Raw genomic sequence first — 484 nt, forward strand, 5'->3', positions numbered from 1 at the left:
GTCAGGATCAGCGTGACCAGCGGGAACACCAGCACCCACCACGCCTGATGGATCGAGAGCCGGCCCTCGGCGATGATGCCGCCCCAGGTCGGATCGTCGGTCGAGATCGACAGATTGACGAAGGACAGGATCGCCTCGACCATGACGGCGATGCCCATTTCCAGCGACAGCAGCGCCACGATCGACGGCACCACATTGGGCAGCACTTCGCGCAGCATGATGCCGATGCGGCCATAGCCGGCGATGCGGGCGTTCTCGACATAGTCCATGCGCGATTGGCCCATCGTCTCGGCGCGGATCACCCGGCAAAAACGCGTCCAGTCGATGATGGCGATAGCGAGGATGACGGAGCTTAAGCCCGTGCCGAGCACGGCAACCAAAAGGATGGCGAACAGCACTGGCGGAAACGCCATCCAGACATCGACGATGCGCGAGATGACGCGGTCGGCCCAACCGCCGAAATAGCCTGCGACGAGCCCAAGCG

At 63.4% G+C, this 484-nt stretch carries 1 protein-coding gene; it reads right to left on the reverse strand.

From position 1 onward, the window contains the following. On the reverse strand, window positions 1-484 hold a 484-nt coding region (locus EN935_RS39905), incomplete at both ends, for an ABC transporter permease (RefSeq protein WP_164771922.1).

It is taken from the genome of Mesorhizobium sp. M7D.F.Ca.US.004.03.1.1 (assembly GCF_003998635.1).
GTDB lineage: Bacteria > Pseudomonadota > Alphaproteobacteria > Rhizobiales > Rhizobiaceae > Mesorhizobium > Mesorhizobium loti.